The organism is Pseudomonas sp. NFACC51, assembly GCF_900103575.1.
GTDB lineage: Bacteria > Pseudomonadota > Gammaproteobacteria > Pseudomonadales > Pseudomonadaceae > Aquipseudomonas > Aquipseudomonas fluorescens_Q.
This window is the reverse complement of the sequence record NZ_FMXH01000006.1, coordinates 40,869-66,735: the sequence shown is the minus strand read 5'-3', so window position 1 is coordinate 66,735 and position 25,867 is coordinate 40,869. Positions and strand designations below refer to the sequence as shown.

18 protein-coding genes are annotated in these 25,867 nt (G+C 62.3%); 6 read left to right on the top strand and 12 right to left on the bottom strand.

The window, feature by feature from the left end:
- Window positions 1–30: 30 nt before the first annotated feature.
- The 9 genes from gltB to BLT00_RS13770 all read right to left on the bottom strand — a co-directional run bounded on the left by gltB (window position 31) and on the right by BLT00_RS13770 (window position 13,100).
- A complete protein-coding gene (gltB, locus tag BLT00_RS13815) occupies window positions 31–4,479 on the bottom strand; it encodes a glutamate synthase large subunit (protein ID WP_063323299.1) in 4,449 nt (1,482 codons plus the stop codon).
- A gap of 350 nt (window positions 4,480–4,829) precedes the next feature.
- Window positions 4,830–6,410: an AAA family ATPase gene (locus BLT00_RS13805; protein WP_092146782.1), complete on the bottom strand. Its 1,581-nt coding sequence runs from the start codon at window positions 6,408–6,410 to the stop codon at window positions 4,830–4,832.
- A 9-nt stretch (window positions 6,411–6,419) separates the two neighbouring features.
- The gene (gene aroB / locus BLT00_RS13800; RefSeq protein ID WP_063323301.1) at window positions 6,420–7,520 is read right to left on the bottom strand and encodes a 3-dehydroquinate synthase; all 1,101 of its coding nucleotides are present in this window, start codon (window positions 7,518–7,520) and stop codon (window positions 6,420–6,422) included.
- A gap of 178 nt (window positions 7,521–7,698) precedes the next feature.
- Complete coding sequence (gene aroK / locus BLT00_RS13795) at window positions 7,699–8,217, bottom strand: shikimate kinase AroK (RefSeq protein ID WP_003196983.1); 519 nt, start codon at window positions 8,215–8,217, stop codon at window positions 7,699–7,701.
- A 4-nt stretch (window positions 8,218–8,221) separates the two neighbouring features.
- Window positions 8,222–10,312 carry a type IV pilus secretin PilQ gene (gene pilQ, locus BLT00_RS13790; protein WP_063323302.1) on the bottom strand — a complete coding sequence of 697 codons (2,091 nt, stop codon included), beginning with the start codon at window positions 10,310–10,312 and terminating at the stop codon, window positions 8,222–8,224.
- Window positions 10,313–10,325: 13 nt separating this feature from the next.
- On the bottom strand, window positions 10,326–10,853 hold the full coding sequence (locus BLT00_RS13785) for a pilus assembly protein PilP (protein ID WP_063323303.1): 528 nt from the start codon (window positions 10,851–10,853) through the stop codon (window positions 10,326–10,328).
- Entirely contained in the window at window positions 10,850–11,473 is a 624-nt protein-coding gene (gene pilO / locus BLT00_RS13780; RefSeq protein ID WP_003196977.1) for a type 4a pilus biogenesis protein PilO, read from the bottom strand. The genes BLT00_RS13785 and pilO overlap by 4 nt, the downstream gene beginning before the upstream one ends.
- Window positions 11,470–12,036: a PilN domain-containing protein gene (locus tag BLT00_RS13775; protein ID WP_092146784.1), complete on the bottom strand. Its 567-nt coding sequence runs from the start codon at window positions 12,034–12,036 to the stop codon at window positions 11,470–11,472. The genes pilO and BLT00_RS13775 overlap by 4 nt, the downstream gene beginning before the upstream one ends.
- Window positions 12,036–13,100, bottom strand: coding sequence for a pilus assembly protein PilM (locus tag BLT00_RS13770; RefSeq protein WP_092146785.1), 1,065 nt, complete (start codon window positions 13,098–13,100; stop codon window positions 12,036–12,038). The genes BLT00_RS13775 and BLT00_RS13770 overlap by 1 nt, the downstream gene beginning before the upstream one ends.
- 208 nt (window positions 13,101–13,308) lie before the next feature.
- Here BLT00_RS13770 and BLT00_RS13765 point away from each other — a divergent pair, with 208 nt between their 5' ends.
- Window positions 13,309–15,753 (top strand): penicillin-binding protein 1A, encoded by a 2,445-nt coding sequence (locus BLT00_RS13765; protein WP_175456239.1) that lies wholly within the window; start codon window positions 13,309–13,311, stop codon window positions 15,751–15,753.
- A gap of 223 nt (window positions 15,754–15,976) precedes the next feature.
- On the opposite strand, the gene BLT00_RS13760 is transcribed toward BLT00_RS13765, so the two are convergent.
- The 3 genes from BLT00_RS13760 to rpmE all read right to left on the bottom strand — a co-directional run bounded on the left by BLT00_RS13760 (window position 15,977) and on the right by rpmE (window position 18,478).
- Window positions 15,977–17,245 (bottom strand): malic enzyme-like NAD(P)-binding protein, encoded by a 1,269-nt coding sequence (locus BLT00_RS13760; protein ID WP_092146789.1) that lies wholly within the window; start codon window positions 17,243–17,245, stop codon window positions 15,977–15,979.
- 184 nt (window positions 17,246–17,429) lie between these two features.
- Window positions 17,430–18,212, bottom strand: coding sequence for a thermonuclease family protein (locus BLT00_RS13755; RefSeq protein ID WP_092146816.1), 783 nt, complete (start codon window positions 18,210–18,212; stop codon window positions 17,430–17,432).
- Between the two features lie 41 nt (window positions 18,213–18,253).
- Window positions 18,254–18,478 carry a 50S ribosomal protein L31 gene (gene rpmE, locus BLT00_RS13750; RefSeq protein WP_003196965.1) on the bottom strand — a complete coding sequence of 75 codons (225 nt, stop codon included), beginning with the start codon at window positions 18,476–18,478 and terminating at the stop codon, window positions 18,254–18,256.
- A gap of 289 nt (window positions 18,479–18,767) precedes the next feature.
- On the opposite strand from rpmE, the gene BLT00_RS13745 reads away from it, so the two are divergent.
- From BLT00_RS13745 to hslU, 5 genes are all read left to right on the top strand, one after another.
- Window positions 18,768–20,987, top strand: coding sequence for a primosomal protein N' (locus tag BLT00_RS13745; RefSeq protein ID WP_092146791.1), 2,220 nt, complete (start codon window positions 18,768–18,770; stop codon window positions 20,985–20,987).
- A gap of 176 nt (window positions 20,988–21,163) precedes the next feature.
- The gene (argS, locus tag BLT00_RS13740; protein ID WP_092146793.1) at window positions 21,164–22,900 is read left to right on the top strand and encodes an arginine--tRNA ligase; all 1,737 of its coding nucleotides are present in this window, start codon (window positions 21,164–21,166) and stop codon (window positions 22,898–22,900) included.
- 1 nt (window position 22,901) lies between these two features.
- Entirely contained in the window at window positions 22,902–23,597 is a 696-nt protein-coding gene (locus BLT00_RS13735) for an SPOR domain-containing protein (RefSeq protein ID WP_063323312.1), read from the top strand.
- A 267-nt stretch (window positions 23,598–23,864) separates the two neighbouring features.
- The gene (gene hslV, locus BLT00_RS13725; RefSeq protein WP_003196958.1) at window positions 23,865–24,395 is read left to right on the top strand and encodes an ATP-dependent protease subunit HslV; all 531 of its coding nucleotides are present in this window, start codon (window positions 23,865–23,867) and stop codon (window positions 24,393–24,395) included.
- A 56-nt stretch (window positions 24,396–24,451) separates the two neighbouring features.
- Window positions 24,452–25,789 (top strand): ATP-dependent protease ATPase subunit HslU, encoded by a 1,338-nt coding sequence (hslU, locus tag BLT00_RS13720; RefSeq protein ID WP_063323313.1) that lies wholly within the window; start codon window positions 24,452–24,454, stop codon window positions 25,787–25,789.
- Window positions 25,790–25,867 lie beyond the last annotated feature (78 nt).

Below are 25,867 nucleotides of genomic sequence, written 5' to 3'. Positions count from 1 at the left end.
TAAAACCTCATCAAACTCTTCAGGCGCATATCACTGCGGGTTGGCACGAGTGCTGGAAAGCAACGACTTCAGGTTGGCAGCCTTGGGCTTGACCAGCCAGAAACGGCGCAAGTAGTCATCGAGGTTCTCGGCGAGTTCACGACCCCACTCGCTGTCGGTTTCCGCGACGTACTCGTTCAGCACGTTTTGCAGGTGGCTGCGATAGGCTTCCATCGCCTCGCCGCTGATCCGCTGGATTTCCACCAGTTCGTGGTTGACCCGGTCAACGAAGGTGTTGTCCTGGTCGAGCACGTAGGCGAAACCGCCGGTCATGCCAGAGCCGAAGTTATAACCGGTCTTGCCCAGCACGCAGACAAAACCACCGGTCATGTACTCGCAGCAGTGATCGCCGGTGCCTTCCACCACAGTGTGGGCCCCGGAGTTACGCACGGCAAAACGCTCGCCTGCGGTGCCGGCGGCGAACAGCTTGCCGCCTGTGGCGCCGTAGAGGCAGGTGTTGCCGATGATGGCACTGTCCTGGGTCTTGTAGACGCTGCCCTTGGGCGGAACGATGACCAGCTTGCCGCCGGTCATGCCCTTGCCCACGTAGTCGTTGGCATCGCCTTCCAGGTACATGTCCAGGCCACCGGCGTTCCAGACGCCGAAGCTCTGGCCTGCGGTGCCCTTGAAGCGGAAGGTGATCGGCGCCTTGGCCATGCCCTGGTTGCCGTGCTTACGGGCGATTTCGCCGGAGATCCGTGCGCCGATGGAACGGTCGCAGTTGCAGATATCCAGGTCGAACTCGGCACCGCTCAGGTCGTTGATCGCCGCAGCGGCCATGTCGACCATCTTCTCGGCCAGCTCACCCTTGTCGAATGGTGGGTTGCGATCAACCTGGCAGAACTGTGGTTTGTCTGCCGGAATGTAATCGCTGCCCAGCAATGGGGTCAGGTCCAGATGATGCTGCTTGGCGGTCTGGCCTTCGATCACTTCCAGCAGATCGGTACGGCCGATCAGCTCTTCGAGCGAACGCACGCCCAGCTTCGCCAGCCACTCACGGGTTTCTTCGGCCACGTAGGTGAAGAAATTCACCACCATGTCCACGGTACCGATGTAGTGGTCCTTGCGCAGCTTGTCGTTCTGGGTCGCCACGCCCGTGGCGCAGTTGTTCAGGTGGCAGATGCGCAGGTATTTGCAGCCCAGGGCGATCATCGGCGCGGTGCCGAAGCCGAAGCTCTCGGCGCCGAGGATGGCGGCCTTGATCACGTCCAGGCCGGTTTTCAGGCCGCCGTCGGTCTGCACCCGGACCTTGCCGCGCAAATCGTTGCCGCGCAGGGTCTGGTGAGTTTCGGCCAGGCCCAGTTCCCACGGTGCACCGGCGTACTTGATCGAGGTCAGCGGCGATGCGCCGGTGCCGCCGTCGTAGCCGGAGATGGTGATCAGGTCGGCATAGGCCTTGGCCACGCCGGCCGCGATGGTGCCAACGCCCGCTTCCGCCACCAGTTTCACCGAGACCAGCGCCTTGGGGTTCACCTGCTTGAGATCGAAGATCAGTTGCGACAAGTCTTCGATCGAGTAGATGTCGTGGTGCGGCGGCGGTGAGATCAGGGTCACGCCAGGCACCGCGTAGCGCAGCTTGGCGATCAGGCCGTTGACCTTGCCGCCAGGCAGCTGGCCGCCTTCGCCGGGCTTGGCGCCCTGGGCAACCTTGATCTGCAGCACTTCAGCGTTGACCAGGTATTCCGGCGTCACACCGAAGCGGCCGGTGGCCACCTGCTTGATTTTCGAGCTCTTGATGGTGCCGTAGCGCGCCGGGTCTTCGCCGCCTTCGCCGGAGTTGGAACGCGCACCGAGGCGGTTCATGGCTTCGGCCAGGGCTTCGTGGGCTTCCGGGGACAAGGCACCCAGGGAAATACCGGCCGAATCGAAGCGCTTGAGCACCGACTCCAGCGGTTCTATTTCACTGATGTCCAACGGCGTGTCGAGGGTCTTGACCTTGAGCAGGTCGCGAATCATCGACACCGGACGGTTGTCCACCAGCGAGGTGTATTCCTTGAACTTGCTGTAGTCGCCCTGCTGCACGGCGGCTTGCAAGGTGTTGACCACGTCCGGGTTGTAGGCGTGGTACTCGCCACCATGGACGAACTTCAGCAGGCCGCCTTGCTGGATCGGCTTGCGCGGACTCCAGGCTTCGGCCGCCAGGGCTTTCTGTTCGGCTTCGATGTCGACGAAACGCGCCCCTTTGATGCGGCTCGGCACGCCACGGAAGCTCAGCTCGCAGACTTCTTCCGACAGGCCGATGGCCTCGAACAGTTGCGCGCCACGGTACGAGGCGATGGTCGAGATGCCCATCTTCGACAGGATCTTGAGCAGGCCCTTGGTGATGCCCTTGCGGTAATTCTTGAAGACCTCATAGAGGTCGCCCAGCACTTCACCGGTACGGATCAGATCGCCCAGCACTTCATAGGCCAGGAATGGATACACCGCCGAGGCACCGAAACCGATCAGCACCGCAAAGTGATGCGGATCGCGGGCGGTGGCGGTCTCTACCAGGATGTTGGAGTCGCAGCGCAGACCTTTTTCGGTCAGGCGATGGTGCACCGCGCCGGTGGCCAGCGAGGCGTGGATCGGCAGCTTGCCCGGCGCGATGTGACGGTCGCTCAGCACGATCTGGGTACGACCGGCGCGCACGGCTTCTTCCGCCTGATCGGCAACGTTGCGGATCGCCGCTTCCAGGCCGACGCTTTCGTCGTAGTTCAGGTCGATGACCTGGCGCGCGAAGCCCGGACGGTCGAGATTGGTCAGCGAGCGCCATTTGGCCGGGGAAATGACCGGCGAGCTGAGAATCACCCGCGAGGCATGCTCCGGCGACTCCTGGAAAATATTGCGCTCGGCACCGAGGCAGATTTCCAGGGACATCACGATCGCTTCGCGCAGCGGGTCGATCGGCGGGTTGGTCACCTGGGCGAACTGCTGGCGGAAATAGTCGTAAGGCGTGCGCACGCGCTGCGACAGCACGGCCATCGGCGTGTCGTCACCCATGGAGCCGACCGCTTCGTAGCCCTGCTCGCCCAGCGGACGCAGCACTTGGTCACGCTCTTCGAACGTCACCTGGTACATCTTCATGTACTGCTTGAGCTGATCGACGTCGTAGAAAGCCGAACCGTGGTCGTTGTCTTCCATGGTCGCCTGGATGCGCAGGGCATTCTTGCGCAGCCATTGCTTGTATGGATGACGGGACTTGAGACGGTTGTCGATGGCGTCGGTGTCGAGGATCTGGCCGGTTTCGGTGTCCACGGCAAAGATCTGGCCCGGGCCTACGCGCCCCTTGGCGATGACATCCTCGGGCTGGTAGTTCCAGACACCGATTTCCGAAGCCAGGGTGATGAACCCGTTGGTGGTGGTGACCCAACGCGCCGGCCGCAGACCGTTACGGTCCAGCAGGCACACGGCGTAGCGACCGTCGGTCATGACGATACCGGCCGGGCCATCCCACGGTTCCATGTGCATGGAGTTGTATTCGTAGAAGGCCCGCAGGTCCGGGTCCATGGTCTCGACGTTCTGCCACGCCGGCGGCACCAGCATGCGCACGCCGCGGAACAGGTCGATGCCACCGGTCACCATCAGTTCCAGCATGTTGTCCATGCTCGAAGAGTCCGAGCCCACGCGGTTGACCAGCGGGCCGAGTTCTTCGAGGTCGGGCATCAGGTCGTTGGCGAACTTGGTGCGACGGGCCACGGCCCAGTTGCGGTTGCCGGTGATGGTGTTGATCTCGCCGTTGTGGGCGAGGAAGCGGAATGGCTGGGCCAGCGGCCATTTCGGCAGGGTGTTGGTGGAGAAGCGCTGGTGGAACACGCAGATCGCGGTTTTCAGGCGCTCGTCGCTCAGGTCCGGATAGAAGGCGGTGAGGTCCGCCGGCATCATCAGGCCTTTGTAGATGATGGTCTTGTGGGAAAAGCTGCAGATGTAGTGATCGGTGTCGGCGGCATTGGCCACGGACGAACGACGACGGGAGCTGAACAGCTTGATCGACATGTCCTGGTCGCTCAGGCCTTCGCCAGCGATGAACACCTGTTCGATCTGCGGCAGGCGCTCAAGCGCCAGGCGGCCGAGGACACTGGTGTCGATCGGCACTTTGCGCCAGCCGACCAGTTGCAGGCCGGCGGCCAGGATCTCGCGATTCATGTTTTCGCGAGCCGCCTGGGCCTTCACCGGGTCCTGATTGAAGAACACCATGCCCACGGCGTACTGCTTGGGCAGGGTCACGCCAAACGTTTCCTGGGCAATGGCACGCAGGAACTCGTCGGGCTTTTGAATCAGCAAGCCACAACCGTCGCCGGTCTTGCCGTCGGCGTTGATCCCACCACGGTGGGTCATGCAGGTCAGGGCCTCAATGGCCGTTTGCAAAAGGGTGTGGCTGGGCTCGCCCTGCATATGAGCTATCAGGCCGAAACCGCAGTTATCCTTGAATTCATCTGGTTGGTACAGACCTGCTTTCATAGACACTTTCTCACCAGGCTGCCTCTAATCGAGGCAAATTTCTTTTCAATTCAACCAGTTGCATGCCGCGCCGAACGTACGCCAGCTTTGCGGGGGCAAAAGGGAGGTCATTGTACACACCGACACAGAGGCTCACAAATTTGACGACGAACTGTCGCAAATCCATGTCGCATTTGTGAAAGGTTTAAAGCTATATGCTGTGCTAGTCAAAACTTTTTTGGGTTCGACCGCTACGACTCAAACACTACTGTGACGCAGACACCACAAGGCGCGCGGCCTGAAAGGTCGCCCGCCCCTGCGGAAATTTTGAGGTTGCCGGGAGAGGCGGCCTGGGTAAGGCCGCCGAATCTTCAGCGAGTTGCTGCCAGTTCCTGTTGGACGCTGGCGACAGTGCGAGGCCAAGGTTTACCAGCCTGAACCTTCGCTGGCAAGGCCTTGATGGCGGAAACGGCTGCATCACGGTTGGCAAAGCTGCCGTAGGTGATGACATACAGCGGCTTGCCGTTGAGGACTTTCTTGAAATAGCGGTACTCGCCGCCCTGCTCCTTGACGAAGTTCTGTGCCGCGGCTTCGGAGCTGGTGCCGAGGATCTGCACTACGTAGTTGCCCGGTGCCTGGCCAGCGTACCAGCTACCGCCCGCGGTCTTGGCCGGGGCAGCAGCAGGCTTGGCTGCGGGCGCTGGTGCCGCCGGCTTGGCGGCAGGCGCTGGAACCGGGGCAGGCTTGGCGGTGGCCACCTGGGTGGGTGCCGGAGTCGGCTTGGCGGCCGGGGCAGGCGTCGGGGCAGGGCCGGCCGGCACGCCCACAGGCGGTGCGGTGGTGGTCACGGTCGGCGGCACGTCGCTGCTGTCGTCGACCGGTGGCGCTGCGCCGTCGTCGCCTTCGGTGATGCCACCGGCCGCTTCAGCCAACGGGCCACGCATGACCGGTTGCGACTGGCCGACCAGCGGCAGTGGCATCGGCTGGGTGTTGCCGGCGAATTCCACTGCCGGCGCACCCCCGTTGGGTTGCGGCGTCCCTTGGCCGAGAGGCAGTTGCGCCTGTTCGTTGGCAGGGGTACCCGTGGTAGGCGCCTTGGTGCGCCCCGGCATCAGCCAGGCGGCGGCAACCGCGACCACGACGACGGCGGAAATTGCCAATACGTGTTTCTTCGGCATGTTGAACCCCATACTTGGACGCTTCACCGCTGAGCGGCTGGCAATCATGACTTCGATCAGAGCATCGCGGGCGACCTGGTTGATGTTGCCAGGCCAACCGTCGGAGCTTTCGTGAATCTCAGAGATCTGATCGGCGGTGAAAAGTTCGATACCCCGGCCCGCCCCCTCAAGACGCTGGGCCAGGTATTCACGCGTTTCTTCCTCGGTGTAGGGTGCCAACTCGATGACGTGGAAGCGCTCTTCCTCAAGGTTCAATTGCTCCAGATCAGCGATCAGCGACGACTCACCGAACAGGAACACATGAGGGCGACCCTCTGGCGCTCCGGCCGCCAAGGCCAGCAGGGCCTCGAGGGCCGACTCGTCGAGCTGCTCGGCATCGTCCACCAGCAGATAGACTTCCTGCCCGGTCAGCGCCAGTTGCACGATCTGATCGAGAACTGCACCGATTTCGGCCTGCGCGACGTTCAGCGCCTGGGCCACCTGACGCAATATACCGGCCGCATCGCCGGCGCCACGGGCCGATACCACCACGCTTTGCACGGACTGCTTGTTGGTGCTGGCCACCAGGGCCTGGCGCAGCAAGGTCTTGCCGCTACCCTGGGGACCGGTGACCACCAGCAGCAACTGGCTGTAGCGCGCCAGGTGATGCAACTGGCCCAGTACCGGCTTGCGCTGTGCAGGAAAGAACTTGAAGCCCGGGACCCGCGGTGCGAAAGGGTCATGACTCAATTGGAAATGGCCGAGGAAAGCCTCGTCGGCATGCAAACTAGTCATCGGATCTTATTAACCTTTAAGCTGAGCCAGGGCGCGGTAGTCCGCTCCCAGCGTGGCCTGTAGAACTTCTTTCGGATAATCGTCGGTCACCACCGCTTCGCCCATGTGGCGCAGCAGCACCAGACGCAGACGACCGTCGATCACTTTTTTGTCGATTGCCATGTGTTCAAGAAAATCCGCCTCGGTCATTTCTTCAGGCGGAACCACCGGCAGCCCGGCGCGCTGGAACAGACGGATACCGCGATCGCGCTCCTGTTCACTGATCCAGCCCAGGCGCGCAGACATCTCCAGGGCCATGACCGTACCGGCCGCAACGGCCTCGCCATGCAGCCAGACACCATAGCCCATGTGGGTTTCGATGGCATGGCCAAAGGTGTGGCCCAGGTTGAGCGTGGCACGCACTCCCGATTCACGCTCATCGGCCCCCACCACGGCGGCCTTGGCGGCGCAGGAGCGTTCGATGGCGTAGGTCAGGGCTGCTTGATCGAGTGCGCGCAGGCGGTCGACGTTCTCTTCTAGCCAGCCCAGGAACGGCTCGTCGCAGATCAGCCCGTACTTGATGACTTCCGCCAACCCGGCAGACAGTTCGCGAGCCGGCAGGGTATTGAGGGTGGCGGTGTCGATCAGCACCACATTGGGCTGATAGAAAGCACCGACCATGTTCTTGCCCAACGGATGGTTGATCCCGGTCTTGCCGCCCACCGACGAGTCGACTTGCGACAGCAGCGTGGTGGGGATCTGGATGAAATCGACGCCGCGCTGATAGCAGGCGGCTGCAAAACCGGCCATGTCGCCGATCACACCGCCACCCAAGGCAAGCACCGTGGTGCGGCGATCGTGGCGCGCAGTCAGCAGGCCATCGAAAATAAGTTGCAGGGTTTCCCAGTTCTTGAAGGCTTCGCCGTCGGGCAATACCACGGAAATGACCGAGAAGGCCGACAGGCTGCGGGTCAGACGTTCCAGATACAGGGGCGCGACGGTTTCATTGGAAATGATCGCTACTTGCCGCCCGGCGATATGCGGCGCCAGCAGTTCGGGCTGGTCCAGCAGGCCCTCGCCAATATGAATCGGGTAGCTGCGCTCGCCCAGGTCGACCTTAAGTGTCTGCATGTGTCCCCACAGTGAAGATGGAATCAGGCGTCCTGCCTGCGATTAACGAAATGCCCAACGGGGATAAATCCCCTCGCCACAGGTCCCAAGAGCTTGGCTTGCCGTCATTAATGGCTATCCGCCACGCCTCGGACGGGTTCCGACGGGACGTCGAGGATAGCGCATTTCGCCAAGCGCATTAACGGGGAGGCAGTTGCTGAAGGCGATCGAGAATGTCCAGCACCACCATCCGCGGCGGCCGCTCGTCGGTTTCCACCACCAGGTCGGCGATCTCCCGATACAGCGGATCACGCAGCTCCAGAAGGTCCCGAAGGGTCTTGGCCGGGTCGGCGGTGCGCAACAGCGGGCGGTTGCGATCCCGAGCGGTGCGACCCACCTGCTGCTCGACAGAAGCATGCAGATAGACCACTCGTCCGCCGGCATGCAGCGCCCGACGGTTGGCTTCGCGCATCACCGCGCCGCCACCGGTGGCGAGCACCACGCCATCGAACGCGCACAGCTCGGCGATCATCGCCTGCTCACGGTCACGAAAGCCCGGCTCGCCTTCCTTGTCGAAAATCCATGGGATATTGGCGCCCGTGCGCAATTCAATTTCCTTGTCGGAATCTTTGAACGGCAGGCGCAGCTCTTTGGCCAGCAAACGGCCGATGGTGCTTTTTCCAGCGCCCATCGGCCCAACAAGAATCAAATTTCGCACAGAATCAACGACTCACAGCAATCGCCTGGTTATTCATGATACGCGGAGTGAGGAACACCAGCAGCTCGGATTTGCTATCCGAAACCACATCACGCCGGAAAAGGCGGCCAAGATACGGCACATCGCCAAGAAATGGCACCTTATCTACAACCTTGCTCTGAGTATTTGAGAAAACCCCGCCAATCACAATGGTCTCGCCATCATTGACCAGGACCTTGGCATTGACCTCGTTTTTCTTGATCGGCGGCACATCATTCACCTTGTTCAGGTAGTCCGGCTCATCCTTGGTGACCTTGACCTCCATGATGATCCGGTTGTCTGGAGTGATCTGCGGGGTCACCTCCAGCGACAGTGAAGCCTCCTTGAACGACACCGACGTCGCACCGCTGGAGCTGGCTTCCTGATAAGGAATTTCCGTGCCCTTGAGGATCTTTGCCGTCTCCTTGTCGGACGTCACCACCTTGGGCTGGGAGACGATCTCCCCGTTGCCGGTCTTCTCCATGGCCGTCAGTTCAAGGTCCAGCAATACGTTGTCGGTGATGAAGGCAATGCCAATGCCCGAGGTATTGCCCGAGGCGCCCAGGTCGACGAACGGCTGGTTGGTGCTGGTGCTACCCGGCGTGCCGATAGTGGTTGAATCGCCCGTGGTAACCCCCGAGGAACTCCAGTTGCCCTTGTTTTGAATCGAACCGCCCCAACGCACGCCCAGGCTTTTGTCGTAGTCGACGTTAGCCTCGACAATCCGCGCCTCGATCATCACCTGGCGCACCGGAATATCCAGTTGCGCCACGATCCGGCGCAGTTCGTCGAGACGGTCCTGGGTCTGGTAGGCAATGATGTTGTTGGTTCGCTCATCGACCGTGATCGTGCCGCGCTCATCGGCTTTCGCCTCGGCGCTGGTCACCGACTGGAACAGCTTGGCGATGTCCGTCGCCTTCGCATAGTTGACCTGCAACAGCTCACGCCGCAGCGGCGCCAGGTCGGCAATCTGCTTCTGCGACTCCAGTTCCTGGCGCTCACGGGCGGCAATTTCATCGGCCGGAGCCACCAACAGCACGTTGCCGACCTTGCGTTTGTCCAACCCCTTGGTCTTGAGCACCAGGTCGAGCGCCTGGTCCCAGGGCACATTCTGCAACCGCAGGGTGATGCCACCCTGCACCGTGTCGCTGGCCACGAGGTTCAGGTTGGTAAAATCGGCAATCAGTTGCAGGACCGAACGCACCTCGATGTCCTGGAAGTTGAGCGAGAGCTTCTCGCCACTGTAGGCCGCCCGGTCGGCGTTACGTTTTTGCAGGTCGTCGACGGTCATGGGCCGGACGCTGACGGTGAGCTTGTTGTCGGTCTGGTAGGTCGAGTAGTCGAAAGTCCCGCTGGGTTCGATGCTGATGGTCGCCCGGTCGCTGCCGGCGCTGGCATTGACGAATTGCACCGGGGTAGCGAAGTCCTTGACGTCCAGGCGCACCCGCAGCGGCTCGGGCAACTGCGTCCTGGCGAAATTGAGGATGATCTTGCCTTCGCGCTCCTGGATGTCCGGGGCGATGGACGGATCAGACAGATCGATCACCACGTTGCCTTCGCCCTGGGTCCCGCGTTGGAAGTCCACCCCACGGATCGCCTTGCCCACCGGCCCACTGGCCCTCGCAGGCGCAGCGCTGGCAACCGCCGGGCGCGGGGGCTGAGTGGTGGAGTTCTTCGGGGCAGTGCTCTTCGGGGCGGCGCCCTTGCCAACCACCACGAACAGGTTGTTACCTTCGATCCGGGTGTCATACGGCGCCAGTTGGGTAAGGCCGATGATCAACCGAGTACGATCCCCAGCCTCGACCACAGTGGCGCTGCGTGCATTGCCCCCGCCCAGGTCGTGGCGCTTGCTGGAAAGTTGATTGGTCACGCCCGGCAGGTCCAGTGCAATCCGTGCCGGTTGTTCGGTGGTGTAGCCCCGGGGTGGTGGCGGCGGCCCGTCGAAGGTGAGCTTCAACTCGACACGGTCCCCCGGCAACGCCGCCACATCCAGCGTCTTCAGGCTGGCCCCAAGAACCATCGGCGACAACAGCGCTATCCATAGCGAAATACCGAGGGCTGAAAAAAACCTGTTCATTGTTCGAATTCCACTATGAATGCTCTTTCAAAGGAATGGTCCGTGGTCGCTCCAGCCAGGCACCCTCGCCATCGGGAACGATTTCGACCACATCGACCTGGGTGGCACTGATGCTGACGATCCGCCCGTCGTTGCGCCCCAGATAGTCACCGACCTTGAGCCGATGCACCCCGCCCGCGCCCCGCAGGAGCGCGAAGGAGCCACTGACATTGGAGATCGTACCGACCATTTCGAACTGCTCGATGTTGAAGCCTTCCAGGTACTGTTTGACCCGGTTCGGGTCGGGCCGGACATTGCGCGAGCCCCGCTGCCGTTCAGCCTGGTCCACGCGAACCTGCCGGGAAAACGGGCTGCGCAGGTTGGCGGCACTGTAGGTAAAGGTTTCGTAGGGCCTGAACGTCGGCGTCGGCTCGATCTTGCCGGGTGGCCGCAGACGCACTTCGTTCATGTAGGCGTCCAGGTCGCTGAAACCGTTGTCGTTATCGCAGCCCGCCAGCGCAACCAGGCCTGCCAACAGGCAGATACGACACAGCGGCCTCATGGTTGCGCCTCCTGCTCGTTGTACCGGTAGGTCTTGGCCTGGATGCTCATGCGCAGCTTCGCGCCGGCCTCGGGCTCCATCGGTGCGATCTCGAAATCGTGCAGCGTGACAATCCGGGGCAGCCCCGCCACCCCACTGACGAACGTCGCCAGGTCGTGGTAGCCGCCGGTCACGGTGATCTGGATCGGCAACTCGATGTAGAACGGCTGGGTGACTTCCGGCAGCAGCTTGATTTCCTCGAACTCCAGGCCACTGCCCAGGCCGGTGCGAGTAATGTCTTCCAGCAGGCCTGGCACTTCGGTATCGCTGGGCAATTGCCGCAACAGCACACCAAAAGACGTTTCCATCTGCTTCATCTGCTCGGTGTAGCGCTCCAGGTTCGCAGCCATGTGGGCCTTGCCCGCGAATTGCGCCTTGAGGGTGTTTTCTTCCTCGCGCACCTGCTGCAACTGGTTCTCCAAGTCGCTCAAGGCAAAGTTATAGCCCAGCCCCAGCACCAGGACCACCAGCAGGACACCCGCCAGCCACTTGATCGGCGCGGGCCAGGAACCGATGTTGTTGGTGTCCAGGTCACTGAGATCGATCTTGCGCAGTGCGTCGAACCACTCCCCAGGCTTCATTGGGCGTCCTCCGCATCGGCCGGGCGAGTCTGGCGAACCGTCAGCTGGAAGACGTTGGCCTGGTCGAGCTGCCCAGCGGTGGTGGCCTTGACCTCCGTCAGGCTGGGCGTGTCGAACAGGTCCGACGAGTCCAGGTTGCGCATCAGGTCCGAAACCCGGTTGTTCGATTCCGCGGCCCCCTTGATCAAGAGCGTCCGGTCTTCCATCTTCACTTCAGTGAAATACACCCCGTCCGGCAGGGTCCGCACCAATTGGTCGAAGATGCGCCCGCTGACCGGCCGGTTACCTTGCAAGTCCTGGATGATGCGCATGCGCTCCACCAATTGCTGGCGACGGGCCTTCAATTCGCTGATCTGCTTGATGCGTTCGTCCAGCACGGCGATCTGCTGGGAGAGATGGCTATTGCGAGCGACCTGATGGTCGATGGCGCTGTCGAAGTACCGGACCGCGACCAGGACCACGCCGACCGCACCGACCAGCGCCCCCACCAAGGCCAGCAAAAAGCGTTTACGCAGTTCTTCACGCAGCTCTTCGCGCCATGGAAGCAGGTTGATCCGCGCCATCAGTCGAAACTCCTGAGGGCCAGCCCACAGGCAATCATCAGTGCCGGCGCATCACCGGCCAGGGCGCCGGCATTGACCTTGCTGCTCAGGGCCATGTTGGTAAAGGGGTTGGCCACCTGGGTCGGCGTGCCCAGGCGCTGCTCGATCAGCCGATCCAGGCCGGCGACCGAAGCCGTGCCCCCGGCCAGCAAAATGTGGTCCACCGCACTGTACTGGCCCGAGGCGAAGAAGAACTGCAAGGACCGCGAGACCTGCTGTACCAGGGCCTCGCGAAAAGGTTGCAGCACTTCGCTGAGATAGTCGTCCGGCAGGCCACCCTGCTTCTTTGCCAGGCCGGCCTGTTCGGGTGTCAGGCCATAGCGACGCTGAATTTCCTCGGTCAGTTGGCGACCGCCGAACAATTGTTCGCGGGTATAGATGATGCGCCCGTTGTGCAGCACGCTAAGGGTGGTCATGGTGGCGCCGATGTCGACAACCGCCACAGTCAGCCGTTCCTGAGAGGCAGCCAGTTGCTTGGCGAGCAGGCCGAAAGCACGCTCCAGCGCATAAGCTTCCACATCGACCACCCGGGCCGTCAGCCCGGCGAGCGCCAACGCGGCCTCGCGGACCTCGACGTTTTCCTTGCGGCACGCCGCCAGCAGCACTTCGACGCGCTCGGCACTGCGTGGCGAAACACCCATGACTTCGAAATCAATGGCCACCTCATCCAGGGGATAGGGGATGTATTGATCGGCCTCGATCTTGAGCTGGTTTTCCATGTCATCGTCGGACAGCCCGGCGTCCATCTCGATGGTCTTGGTGATCACCGCCGAACCCGCAACGGCCACGGCCACGCCACGCAAGGGCGTCCTGGCCTTGGCCAACAGGCGCGACAACGCCTGCCCCACCCCTTCGAGCTCGGCGATGTTCTTCTCGACCACGGCGTTGGCTGGCAACGGTTCGACCGCGTAGGACTCGACGCGGTATCGATCGCCCTGGCGGCTCAACTCCAGCAGCTTCACCGACGTCGAACTGATGTCGATCCCCAGAAGCGCATGGGTTTTTTTATTGAAGAGTCGTAGCACTACCAATTCCCTATGACTATCCGTGAGTTACGGACTCTCTAATATGCATTGCGTTCAATCACACCGGTCCGACGGACGTCCGGATGGCATTCCCGACGAAAAAAAATGCTTATAATGCCCAGCGTTTTTTTTCGCTTTGTTGCAAGCACGGGTCCATCCCAGCACCTGGCGCCTTTTTCATTCTTTGCCTGGATATCCAAAAGCCTTGATTCGTCTGCTGAAATTTTTCGGATGGTCCATCGTCGCCGTTTTCTGCGGACTGCTCTTGGGCCTGAGCGGTGCCTTTCTTTACCTTAGTCCGGGATTGCCGTCCGTGGAGGCGCTGAGAAGTATTCAGTTGCAGATTCCTTTGCGGGTGTACAGCAGCGACAACAAATTGATCGCCGAATTTGGCGAAATGCGCCGCACGCCGATCCGTTTCGCCGACATTCCCCCCAATTTCATCAATGCGTTACTAAGTGCTGAAGACGATAACTTCGCCAATCACTACGGTGTCGACCCGGGCAGCCTGATGCGCGCCGCCAGCCAGTTGATCAAGAGCGGCCACATCCAGTCCGGCGGCAGCACCATCACCATGCAGGTGGCCAAGAACTTCTTCCTGACCAGCGAGCGCAGCTTCTCGCGCAAGACCACCGAGATCCTCCTGGCCCTGCAAATCGAGCGGCAGCTGACCAAGGATGAAATCCTCGAGCTGTACGTGAACAAGATTTACCTGGGCAACCGCGCCTACGGCATCGAGGCGGCGGCGCAGGTGTATTACGGCAAGTCGATCCGCGACGTGAGCCTGGCACAGATGGCGATGATTGCCGGCCTGCCCAAGGCACCCTCGCGCTTCAACCCGCTGGCCAACCCGGCACGCAGCAAGGAACGTCGCGACTGGATCCTGGGGCGCATGTACAAGCTCGGCAAGATCAGCGAGGCCGACTACACCGCCGCGATCAATGAACCGTTGAACGCCAGCTACCACGTACCGACCCCGGAAGTGAACGCCCCGTACATCGCCGAGATGGCCCGTGCCGAGATGGTTGGGCGCTATGGCAGCGACGCTTACACCGAAGGTTTCCGCGTGACCACCACGGTGCCGAGCAACTTGCAGGAAATGGCCAACACCGCCCTGCACGAGGGCCTGATGACCTACGACCAGCGCCACGGCTACCGCGGCCCTGAATCGCGCCTGCCGGGCAAGACCAAGGAAGCCTGGGCCCTGGAGCTGACCAAGCAACGCACCATCAGCAGCCTGGAGCCAGCGATTGTCACGTCGGTGGACAAGGATGGCATCAAGGTGCTGACCCGCAACGGCGAGCAGGAAGAGCACGTGGCCTGGGACACCATGAAATGGGCCCGGCCGTTCCTCAATACCAACAGCATGGGTAACAATCCCCGCCAGCCATCGGACGTCGCCCAGGTCGGCGACCTGATCCGGGTGCAGCGCCAGGCGGACAACACGCTTAAATTCAGCCAGATCCCGGCCGCCCAGGGCGCCCTGGTGTCCCTCGACCCGCAGGACGGTGCCATCCGTTCGCTGGTGGGTGGCTTCGCCTTCGAGCAAAGCAACTACAACCGCGCATTGCAGGCCAAGCGACAACCAGGCTCGAGCTTCAAGCCTTTCGTCTACAGCGCCGCCCTGGACAACGGCTACACCGCCGCCAGCCTGGTGAACGACGCGCCGATCGTGTTCGTCGATGAATACCTGGACAAGGTCTGGCGTCCGAAGAACGACACCAATACGTTCCTTGGCCCGATCCGCCTGCGCGAAGCGCTGTACAAGTCCCGTAACCTGGTATCGATCCGACTGCTCCAGGCCTTGGGCGTGGACCGCACCATCGACTACATCAGCAAGTTCGGCTTCAACAAGCAGGACCTGCCGCGAAACCTGTCCCTGGCCCTGGGCACCGCGACCTTGACGCCGATGGAAATCGCCACCGGCTGGAGTACGTTCGCCAACGGCGGGTACAAGATCACTCCGTACATCATCGACAAGATCGAAAGCCGCAACGGCGAGACGCTGTTCGTCGCCAACCCGCCACGCGTTCCCACGGGTGAGCAGGCCAGCGATGGCCTCGCCGCCCCATCCACCGAGACATTTACGGTCAATGCGACGCCGGGCGAAGCCACCACGGCCCCAGGCCTGCCCCAGGCGCCCGCCATCGCGGAACGCATTGTCGATGGCCGCACCACCTACATCCTCAACAGCATGCTGCAGGACGTGATCAAGCTCGGCACCGGCCGTCGCGCCCTGGCCCTGGGCCGCACCGACCTGGCGGGCAAGACCGGTACCACCAACGAATCCAAGGACGCCTGGTTCTCCGGCTACAACGCCGATTACGTGACCACCGTCTGGACCGGTTTCGACCAACCCGAAAGCCTGGGTCGCCGCGAGTTCGGCGGTACCGTGGCGCTGCCGATCTGGATGAGCTACATGGGCGCCGCCCTCAAGGACAAGCCGCCGCACACCCAGCCGGAGCCGGAAGGCATCCTCAGCCTGCGGGTCGATCCGGTCAGCGGCCGAGCGGCCACGCCGGGCACCCCAGGGGCGTACTTCGAACTGTTCAAGAGCGAAGACACCCCGCCATCGGTCAACGAGCTGGGCAATGGCGTCGCACCGGGCAGCCCGCTGCCAGCGGACGAAGCGGCGCCGATCGATCTGTTCTAAGCAACAACAGCACACCAACCTGTGGCGAGGGAGCTTGCTCCCGCTCGGTTGCGCAGCGACCGCAAGTTTTTGGGGCCGCTTCGCAGCCCAGCGGGAGCAAGCTCCCTCGCCACAGGTTATCTGGCTTCCCTGAAGAACCATGTCGCCCCAGACAATTTCCGCAGGACAATAAAAAACCCCGACTCGCAAGAGCCGGGGTTTTTCGTTGAAGCGCTACAACGGCTTAGCCGTTGAACACATCATCCACGCTCTTGAGCGGGTAGTTCTTCGGATACGGCAGGGTGGCCACGCCAGTCTCGATGGCGGCCTTGGCCACGGCGTCGGAGATCAGGGTGATCAGGCGGGCGTCCATTGGTTTCGGGATGATGTACTCACGACCGAATTCCAGCTTGATGCCGCCGTAGGCGTCGCACACTTCCTGAGGCACCGGCAGCTTGGCCAGTTCGCGCAGGGCGTTGGCGGCCGCGACTTTCATTTCTTCGTTGATGCGCTTGGCGCGAACGTCCAGGGCACCGCGGAAGATGAACGGGAAGCCCAGTACGTTGTTGACCTGGTTCGGGTAGTCCGAACGGCCGGTGGCCATGATCACGTCATTACGAGTTGCGTGAGCCAGTTCCGGGGCGATTTCCGGGTCCGGGTTCGAGCACGCGAACACGATTGGGTTCGGCGCCATGCGCAGCAGGTTTTCCGGGCTCAGCAGGTTCGGACCCGACAGGCCGACGAACACGTCGGCACCGTCCAGCGCGTCCGCCAGGGAGCGCTTCTCGGTCGCGTGGGCAAACACGGCCTTGTACTGGTTCAGGTCGTCACGGCCGGAGTGGATCACACCGGTACGGTCGACCATGAAGATGTTTTCGATATTGGCGCCCATGCTCACCAGCAACTTCATGCAGGAGATGGCCGCAGCGCCAGCGCCAAGGCAGACGATCTTGGCTTCCGGCAGGGTCTTGCCGGCGATTTCCAGGGCGTTGATCATGCCGGCCGCAGTAACGATCGCGGTGCCGTGCTGGTCATCGTGGAATACCGGAATGTCGCACTGTTCGATCAGGGCGCGCTCGATTTCGAAGCACTCAGGTGCCTTGATGTCTTCCAGGTTGATGCCGCCGAAGGTGATGGAGATGCGCTTGACGGTGTCGATGAAGGCTTGCGGGCTCTCGGAATCGACTTCGATGTCGAATACGTCGATACCGGCGAAGCGCTTGAACAGCACGCCCTTGCCTTCCATGACTGGCTTGGAAGCCAATGGGCCGAGGTTACCCAGGCCGAGAATCGCGGTGCCATCGGAAATGACTGCAACCAGGTTGCCTTTACCGGTGTATTTGTAGGCCAGTTCAGGGTCGCGAGCGATTTCGCGGACTGGTTCGGCTACGCCGGGGCTGTAGGCCAGCGACAAGTCGCGAGCAGTAGCGGTGGCCTTGGTGAGCTCGACACTCAGCTTCCCTGGACGAGGATTAGCGTGATATTCGAGAGCGGCAGTTTTCAGATCAGACATGTGGGCATTCCGCTTTTTACTGTGTTGGACAGACGGACCGCCGAGGATACGCGCCTCGCAAAGTCCCCACAAGACTGACCAGTCACTGCTGTCAAGCGCCCTGCCCTACGACTTTGGGCCAAGAGCCACGAAACACAAGGGCCACATGCATACAATCCACTGACAAAATGTCTACAATTTTTTCTTACAAGACCGCTTGCAGCATGGCAGGATCGGTCAGCGGCAACATCCATCGCGCCTGCCCAGCCTTGTGGCCGCTGCGTCGGGCGCGATCGACGACCCAGCCACGGGCCTCGATTTTTCGGCCCTTTAGCCGCTTCAGGGCCGAGGCGTCGAAGCGTCTTTGCACACCGGGCGCAATGTGCAAGACAACTGACCCCTGCAATTCAATCCAGATGCCACCGCGATTGCGCTGCACGTTTTCGACACGTCCGCTCATCAGCACAAAACCGGGCGCATTGATTTGCTCCGCTCGCACGACGGGCGATTTTTTCCAGAGGCCGGATCCGGCTTGCCGCGCATGACGTTCAGCCATTTGCTGGCATCTGACCAGGTCGACGTTCGGCGCGACCGCCACCAGAAACCCCAGCCCCTCGGCAATCAACCGTTCCTCGAGGTTCTCGCCCTGGGCGTTGTAGACATGGGCCAGTGTGCGACCGTAATCATCGTGGTCATCCTTGCCAGGCAACACGCCCACCCGGCCATCACTGGCGGCTACCAGGGCTTCGAGTCGCTGACGTGCCGCCACGGCGAACGGTTCGTCGGCGCGGCCTCGCTTGCCCAGTTCAGGGCTGTTGAGACCGATCATCCGAACGCGCCGGCCATCCTCCAGGTACAAGGTATCGCCGTCCACCACCCGTTGCACCGCCACTTGGGGCAGGTTGCCCGGCGAAGGACAGGACGCCTGGGCACCACCGAGGCAAATCGCGGACACAAAAAAGGCGCCCGCAAGGGACGCCTTTTTCATCAATCTGGAGCGGTCGAAACGACCATCCAAAATGATCAACCTCAGGCTTTTGGAGTAACTTTGCCGAAAGCACCGAAACGATCGGCGAACTTCTGAACACGACCGCCGGTATCCAGAGTCTTTTGCTTGCCGGTGTAGAACGGGTGGCATTCGTTGCAAACGTCGATCGCCAGGGCTTTGCCGTAGGTCGAACGCGTTTCGAACTTGTTGCCGCAGCTGCAGGTTACGGCAATTACTGGGTATTCCGGATGGATATCGGTTTTCATGCTGTTTTCCTCAGGCTAGCGTGCCGCCACCCAACACTATTGTTGAATACCGCACGTAATTAGGCCGCGGATTCTACCAGACAACATCAATCACGCAAGCTATGACTTGTACCAACCGTCTGCTAGGCTCGCGGCCTCAAGCACAATCCCTGTGGGAGAGAGCTTGCTCGCGATAGCGGTCGGTCAGTTGCAGTGATGCTGGCTGTGCCACAGCCATCGCGAGCAAGCTCGCTCCCGCATTGAATCGTGTTCAGCCTTGCGAACTTGTCCGTCTATCGAGATCCCCCGCGTGCCCGACGCCATCCTGCGCCTCGCCCTGCCTTCGCCGCTGCGCCGCCTGTTCGACTACCGCGCCCCGGCCGGAGTCCTGCGCGCCCAGTTGCAGCCGGGCATGCGCCTGCGGGTGCCGTTCGGCCGGCGGGAGATGATCGGCATCCTGGTGGAGGTCACCGACCACAGCGAGGTCCCGGTCGACAAGCTCAAACCAGCCCTGGCCCTGCTCGATGCCACGCCACCACTGCCCGCCGCGCTGTTCAAGTTGTGCCTGTGGACGTCCCAGTATTACCAGCACAGCCTCGGCGACACCCTGAGTTGGGCGCTGCCGGTGCTGCTGCGCCAGGGCGAACCGGCCGAGGCGCGCCAGGAGCGGTTCTGGTCGGTGGCGCCCGGCGCCTCGCTGGACGATCCACGCATCGCCCGCGCCCCGCGCCAGCGCGAGGCCTTGGCGACCCTGGCCCAACATCCCCACGGCGTGGCGCACCAATTGTTGAGCAAACTGATGCTCAGCAAGGACAGCCTGGACCTGTTGCTGGCCAAGGACCTGGTCCAGGTGGAAGTACGCAGGCATGCCCCCGGCGCCCGCCATGAACATTGGCTGGCCCAGCCGGAACTGCCGCTCAACGCCGAACAGCGAGCCGCTTGCGAAGCGATTCGCGCAGGCTTCGACAGTTATCACGCCTTTCTCCTGGCGGGCGTCACCGGCAGCGGCAAGACCGAGGTCTACCTGCAACTGATCCGTCAGACCCTGGAGGCCGGCAAGCAGGCGCTGGTGCTGATTCCGGAAATCAACCTCGGCCCGCAAACCCTGGCGCGCTTCGAACAGCGCTTCAACGCCCGGATCGCCCTGGTGCACTCAGCGGTCAACGACCGCGAACGCCTGGAGGCCTGGCTCGCCGCCCGGGACGGCGAGGCCGACATCATCATCGGCACCCGCTCGGCCCTATTCACGCCAATGAAGAACCCCGGCCTGATCATCATCGACGAAGAGCACGACGGCTCCTATAAACAGCAGGAAGGCCTGCGCTACCACGCCCGCGACCTGGCGCTGGTGCGCGCCCGCCAGGAAAACATTCCCATCGTGCTCGGCTCGGCAACCCCGTCGCTGGAAAGCCTGCACAACGCCTACACCGGCCGCTACGGCCTGCTGCGCCTCAATGAGCGGGCCGGCGGCGCCAAGCAACCGCGCTTCCTGCGCCTGGACGTGAAAAGCCGCCCGCTGGACAGCGGTATTTCCGGGCCGATGCAGCAAGCCATCGGCCAGACCCTGGCTGCCGGGCAACAGGTCCTGGTGTTCCTCAATCGCCGCGGTTTTGCCCCGACCCTGTTGTGCCACGACTGCGGCTGGATGTCTGGTTGTGAGCGTTGCGATGCGCGGATGACCGTGCATCAACGCCATGGCGAGTTGCGTTGCCACCATTGCGGCCACGTCGAGCGCGTGCCAAGGCATTGCCCGCAGTGCGGCAAAGTGGACTTGCGCCCGGTCGGTGCCGGCACCGAACGCGCCGAAGAACGGCTGGGCATCCTGTTCCCCGATTACCCGGTACTGCGGGTGGATCGCGACAGCACTTCGCGCAAAGATGCGATGAACCAGTTGTTCGCAACGATCCAGAAGGGCCAGCCGTGCATCCTGGTGGGCACGCAAATGCTCGCCAAGGGGCACCACTTCCCACGGGTCACGCTGGTATCGATCCTCGACGCCGATGGCGGACTGTTTTCCGGTGATTTCCGCGCCAGCGAGCGCATGGCACAGTTGATCGTCCAGGTCGCAGGCCGGGCCGGGCGGGCCGAGGAGCCGGGCAAAGTGATCATCCAGACCCACCTGGCCGATCATCCGTTGCTGATCCAACTGACCGAGCAAGGTTATTTCGCCTTCGCCGAACAGGCCTTGAGTGAACGGCGCAGCGCCGGCCTGCCGCCGTTTGCACACCTGGCGCTGTTGCGGGCTGAAGCTCACAAGCCGGGGCAGGCCGAAGCGTTCCTTGATGAAGCCTGCAGCGAGGCCGAGCGTTTGCTGGCGCAGCAGAACCTTACCGGTATCGAACTGCTCGGCCCGGTACCGGCGCCGATGGAACGGCGGGCGGGGCGCTATCGAGCCCAGCTTCTATTACAAGCCAATGCCCGGGCGCCGTTGCATCGGCTATTGAGCGCCTGGCTACTGGTGCTGGAGCAGATGCCCAGCGGACGGGCAGTGCGCTGGTCGCTGGATGTGGATCCGGTGGATTTGTACTGAATGGACCGCAAGCCGGCCCCCTGTGGGATCGCGTGCCTCCAGGCCAGCAAGAATAGTCACCACACATCCCCAACCGACCCGCTACAGTTGGCAAGCTCGTCCGGGCCACGGATAATGCCCAGTTTTTCCACCAGCGCATCGAAGCGCCGCCGCGCCTGCGGTTGAAAGAGAAGACCATGAAAGACACCATTCGCCAGCTCATCCAGCAAGCCATCGCCCAACTCGTCACTGAAGGTGTGCTGCCAGAAGGCCTGTCGCCGGCGATTCAGGTCGAAAACACCCGCGACAAGACCCACGGCGACTTCGCCAGCAACATCGCGATGATGCTCGCCAAGCCGGCCGGCATGAAACCGCGGGACTTGGCGGAGAAAATCATCGCCGCGCTGCCGGCCGACGAGAACGTCAGCAAGGCCGACATTGCCGGCCCCGGGTTCATCAATTTCTTCCAGAACACCCAGGCCCTGGCCTCGCGCCTGGACGCGGCCCTGGCCGACGAGCGCATTGGCGTGCGCAAGGCCGGTCCGTTGCAGCGCACCGTGGTCGACCTCTCGGCGCCCAACCTGGCCAAGGAAATGCACGTCGGCCACCTGCGCTCGACCATCATCGGCGACGGCGTGGCGCGGGTCCTGGAGTTTCTCGGCGACACCGTGATCCGTCAGAACCACGTTGGCGACTGGGGCACCCAGTTCGGCATGCTGATGGCCTACCTTCAGGAAAACCCCATTACCAGCGATGAACTGTCGGACCTGGAGAACTTCTACCGCGCCGCCAAGCAACGCTTCGACGAGTCGCCCGAGTTCGCCGACCGTGCCCGGGGCCTGGTGGTCAAGCTGCAAGCCGGCGATGCCGAGTGCCTGGCGCTGTGGAGCAAGTTCAAGGACATCTCCCTGTCCCACTGCCAGAAAATCTACGAGTTGCTGAACGTCAAATTGACCATGGCCGACGTGATGGGCGAAAGCGCCTACAACGACGACCTGATCAACGTGGTCAACGACCTCAAGGCCAAGGGCATGCTGGTGGAAAGCAACGGCGCCCAGTGCGTGTTCCTCGACCAGTTCAAGACCGCCGATGGCGAGCCGTTGCCGGTGATCATCGTCAAGGCCGATGGTGGCTATCTCTACGCCACCACCGACCTGGCAGCCGTGCGCTACCGTAACAGCGTGCTCAAGGCCGATCGGGTGCTGTACTTCGTCGACCAGCGCCAGGCTCTGCACTTCCAGCAAGTGTTCGAAGTCGCACGCCTGGCCGGTTTCGTGACCCATCCAATGGAGATGGAGCACATGGGCTTCGGCACCATGAACGGCGCTGACGGCCGCCCATTCAAGACTCGCGACGGCGGCACGGTGAAGCTGATCGACCTGCTGACCGAAGCCCAGGACCGCGCCTACACCCTGGTCAAGGGCAAGAACCCCGAGCTGGCCGAAGACGAACTGCGCAAGATCGCCAAGGTCGTGGGCATCGACGCGGTGAAATACGCCGACCTGTCCAAGCACCGCACCAGCGACTACAGCTTCAACTTCGACCTGATGCTCAACTTCGAAGGCAACACCGCGCCGTACCTGCTGTACGCCTACACCCGCGTGGCGGGGGTGTTCCGCAAGCTCGGCAAAAGCTTCAATGAAGTGGACGGCCAGATTGTGCTCCAGGCCCCTCACGAACAGGAGCTGGCGGCGAAGCTGGCGCAGTTCGGTGAAGTGTTGAATAACGTCGCCGACAAGGGCACGCCGCACACCCTGTGCGCCTACCTGTACGATGTCGCCGGCCTGTTCTCCAGCTTCTACGAGAACTGCCCGATCCTCAACGCGCAAACCCCAGAGCAAATGCAGAGCCGCCTGCGCCTCGCCGCGCTGACCGGGCGTACGCTCAAGCAAGGCCTGGAACTGCTGGGCCTGGAAACCCTGGAGCGCATGTAAGTTGGCAGCCAAGAAAAAACCTGCACCCAAACGCGGCGCCAGTCGTTACCAGCCTCCAGCCAAAAAACCGATTCCGGGCTGGTTGTGGATGGCCATCGGCCTGACCGTCGGCGCTTTCATTGTGTTTCTGATGAAGCTGGAGCCGGGCCAGGGCGATGACGTCAAGCGCGTCCGGCAAGAGCAGCAGAAAGCCACGCGGATCGCCGAGGCCAACAAGACTCCGCCGAGCCCAACGCAACCGGTGAAGCCGAAGTACGACTTCTACACCTTGCTGCCGGAATCGGAAGTCATCGTGCCGCCCGAAGCCGTACCGGAGAAAACCCTGCCGACGCCGCAAGTGCCCACCACGCCGGTGACCCCGGCCGAAGCGGCGAAGATCGACACCGCCCGCGCCCAGGCGGCCCTGGCCGGCATCACGCCGCCGCCCGCCCCACCGGTGCAGAAAGCCGCGCCGGTGACGAAGTTCTTCCTGCAGGCCGGTTCGTTCCGCAAGGAAGCCGACGCCGACAAGGTCCGCGCGCAGATCATTCTGCTGGGTCAGTCCGTGGCGGTGGAGTCCGGCACCGTGAAGGACGAAACCTGGTACCGGGTACTGGTCGGGCCGTTCAGCAACCGCGAAGAACTGACCAAGGCCCAGAAACAATTGGCCGGCAGCGGTTTCAGCAACCTGTTGTTACAACAACGCCAGAGCCGCTGATCTCGTCAAGGACACCTGTGGCTGTGGGGCTTTTGTGGCGAGGGAGCTTGCTCCCGCTGGGCTGCGCAGCAGCCCCAACAGCTTGGGACCGCTACGCGCTCCAGCGGGAGCAAGCTCCCTCGCCACAGTGAATGCCTTTGCCACAAACCTGATCGGCAACCCGGGACACCACTCGTCCCCTCCCCCACCCCACAGTTGAAAAACCCCGCGCCACCCCCATATGAGTTCCATCCGGGCATTTTCGCCCCGCTGCGTGGAGACTCTCCCTTGACCACCATCGTTTCAGTCCGCCGTCATGGCAAAGTCGTCATGGGCGGCGACGGCCAGGTTTCACTGGGCAACACCGTGATGAAAGGCAACGCGAAGAAAGTCCGCCGCCTGTATCACGGCGAAGTCATCGCCGGTTTCGCCGGGGCCACTGCCGACGCCTTCACGTTATTCGAACGTTTCGAAGGCCAACTTGAGAAACACCAGGGCCATCTGGTCCGAGCCGCCGTGGAACTGGCCAAGGAATGGCGCACCGACCGCTCCCTGAGCCGCCTCGAAGCCATGCTCGCGGTCGCCAACAAGGACGCCTCCCTGATCATCACCGGCAACGGCGACGTCGTTGAGCCCGAAGACGGCCTGATCGCCATGGGTTCCGGCGGAGCCTACGCCCAGGCTGCGGCCAGTGCCCTGCTGAAAAAAACCGACCTGTCGGCTCGTGAGATCGTCGAGACTGCCTTGGGCATTGCCGGCGACATCTGTGTCTTCACCAACCACACCCAGACCATTGAGGAGCAGGACCTCGCGGAATAAGCCTGCCCAGGCGAACCACGCCACGGCCCATTCTTGCTTGAGGACCACCCATTATTATGTCCATGACTCCCCGCGAAATCGTCCACGAACTCAACCGCCATATCATCGGCCAGGACGATGCCAAGCGCGCCGTCGCCATCGCCCTGCGTAACCGCTGGCGCCGGATGCAATTGCCCGAAGAACTGCGCGTCGAAGTAACCCCCAAGAACATCCTGATGATCGGCCCGACCGGTGTCGGTAAAACCGAAATCGCCCGGCGCCTGGCCAAACTCGCCAACGCGCCGTTCATCAAGGTCGAAGCCACCAAATTCACCGAAGTCGGCTATGTCGGCCGCGACGTCGAGTCGATCATCCGTGACCTGGCCGATGCCGCCATCAAGCTGCTGCGCGAACAGGAAATCACCAAGGTCCGCCACCGCGCCGAAGACGCCGCCGAAGAGCGCATCCTCGACGCCCTGCTGCCACCAGCGCGCATGGGCTTCAACGCCGACGCCGCCGCGACCCAGGACTCCAACACCCGCCAACTGTTCCGCAAGCGCCTGCGCGAAGGCCAGCTGGACGACAAGGAAATCGAGATCGAAGTGGCCGAAATGGCCGGCGTCGATATTTCCGCGCCGCCAGGCATGGAAGAGATGACCAACCAGTTGCAGAGCCTGTTCGCCAACATGGGCAAGGGCAAGAAGAAAAACCGCAAGCTCAAGGTCAAGGAAGCGCTGAAACTGGTGCGCGACGAAGAAGCCAGCCGCCTGGTCAACGAAGAAGAGTTGAAGGCCAAGGCATTGGAGGCGGTCGAGCAACATGGCATCGTGTTCATCGATGAAATCGACAAGGTCGCCAAGCGCGGCAATGTCGGCGGTGCCGATGTGTCCCGCGAAGGTGTACAACGCGACCTGCTGCCGCTGATCGAAGGCTGCACGGTCAACACCAAGCTGGGCATGGTCAAGACCGACCATATCCTGTTCATCGCCTCCGGTGCGTTCCACCTGAGCAAGCCGAGCGACCTGGTGCCAGAGCTGCAGGGTCGCCTGCCGATCCGTGTCGAGCTCAAGGCGCTGACGCCGGAAGACTTCGAACGCATCCTCAGCGAGCCCCACGCGTCCCTGACCGAACAGTATTGCGCGCTGCTCAAGACCGAAGGCCTGAACATCGAGTTCACCCCGGAAGGCATCAAGCGCCTGGCCCAGATCGCCTGGCAGGTCAACGAGAAGACCGAGAACATCGGTGCCCGTCGCCTGCACACGTTGCTCGAACGCCTGCTCGAGGAAGTCTCGTTCAGCGCCGGCGACCTGGCGAGCGCCCACAACGAAGCGCCGATCCTCATCGACGCCGAGTACGTCAACAGCCACCTGGGTGAATTGGCGCAGAACGAAGATCTGTCGCGGTATATCCTGTAGGCCACACGCTGTGTGAGCGGGCTCCTGTGGCGAGGGAGCTTGCTCCCGCTGGGTCGCGAAGCGGCCCCAAAAACCCGA

Coding starts and splice junctions, on each gene's coding strand:
- BLT00_RS13760 (WP_092146789.1), bottom strand. CDS start 17,245: ATGTCTGATCTGAAAACTGCCGCTCTCGAATATCACGCTAATCCTCGT.
- BLT00_RS13755 (WP_092146816.1), bottom strand. CDS start 18,212: ATGAAAAAGGCGTCCCTTGCGGGCGCCTTTTTTGTGTCCGCGATTTGC.
- aroB (WP_063323301.1), bottom strand. CDS start 7,520: ATGCAGACACTTAAGGTCGACCTGGGCGAGCGCAGCTACCCGATTCAT.
- rpmE (WP_003196965.1), bottom strand. CDS start 18,478: ATGAAAACCGATATCCATCCGGAATACCCAGTAATTGCCGTAACCTGC.
- BLT00_RS13775 (WP_092146784.1), bottom strand. CDS start 12,036: ATGGCGCGGATCAACCTGCTTCCATGGCGCGAAGAGCTGCGTGAAGAA.
- argS (WP_092146793.1), top strand. CDS start 21,164: ATGAAAGACACCATTCGCCAGCTCATCCAGCAAGCCATCGCCCAACTC.
- BLT00_RS13805 (WP_092146782.1), bottom strand. CDS start 6,410: ATGACTAGTTTGCATGCCGACGAGGCTTTCCTCGGCCATTTCCAATTG.
- BLT00_RS13785 (WP_063323303.1), bottom strand. CDS start 10,853: ATGAGGCCGCTGTGTCGTATCTGCCTGTTGGCAGGCCTGGTTGCGCTG.
- gltB (WP_063323299.1), bottom strand. CDS start 4,479: ATGAAAGCAGGTCTGTACCAACCAGATGAATTCAAGGATAACTGCGGT.
- pilO (WP_003196977.1), bottom strand. CDS start 11,473: ATGAAGCCTGGGGAGTGGTTCGACGCACTGCGCAAGATCGATCTCAGT.
- pilQ (WP_063323302.1), bottom strand. CDS start 10,312: ATGAACAGGTTTTTTTCAGCCCTCGGTATTTCGCTATGGATAGCGCTG.
- hslU (WP_063323313.1), top strand. CDS start 24,452: ATGTCCATGACTCCCCGCGAAATCGTCCACGAACTCAACCGCCATATC.